Below are 735 nucleotides of genomic sequence, written 5' to 3' on the forward strand. Positions count from 1 at the left end.
CCGCGCGCGCCAGCGGATGCTCGCTGCCCGCCTGCAAGGCCGCGGCGAGGCGCAGCGCTTCCGCGCGCGCCACGCCGCCCGCCGGATGCAGCGCGGCGAGGCGCGGCCTGCCCTCGGTCAGCGTGCCGGTCTTGTCGAAGGCGACCAGCGTCACGCCCTGCGCGCGCTCGATCGCATCCACGTCGCGGACCAGGATCCCGGCACGCGCCGCCGCCCCCGTGCCCGCCATGATCGCCGCGGGCGTGGCGAGGCCGAGCGCACAGGGGCAGGCGATCACCAGCACCGAAACGGCGGTGATCACCGCCTGCTCCGCACCCGCGCCGGCCAGCAGCCAGCCCGCCAGCGTCAGCAGCGCCACGCCCATCACGACCGGCACGAAGATGCCGCTGACGCGGTCCACGAGCTTCTGCACCGGCGCGCGGGAGGCCTGCGCCGCCGCCACCAGCGCCGCGACGCGGGCCAGGACGGTTTCCGCGCCCACCGCGCGGACCTCGACCACCAGCCGGCCGTCCAGCGCGATGGTGCCGGTCGAGACGCGCGCGCCGGGGTCCTTCTCGACCGCGCGGCTCTCGCCGGTCAGCGCGCTTTCGTCGACGCCCGAACGTCCCTCGCGCACCAGGCCGTCGGCGGGGATGCGCTCGCCCGGGCGCACCACCACCAGGTCGCCGACCAGCAGGGCGGCGGCGGGCACCTCGGCCTCCGCGCCGCCCTCGATCCGGCGCGCGGTGCGCGGCG

General features: G+C 78.2%; 1 protein-coding gene. It reads right to left on the bottom strand.

Going from position 1 to position 735, the window contains the following annotated elements; genetic code table 11:
* On the bottom strand, nt 1-735 hold a 735-nt coding region (locus HW578_RS27265; RefSeq protein ID WP_198373815.1), incomplete at both ends, for an HAD-IC family P-type ATPase.

The sequence above is a fragment of the Roseomonas rosulenta genome (assembly GCF_016106005.1).
Taxonomy (GTDB): domain Bacteria; phylum Pseudomonadota; class Alphaproteobacteria; order Acetobacterales; family Acetobacteraceae; genus Neoroseomonas; species Neoroseomonas rosulenta.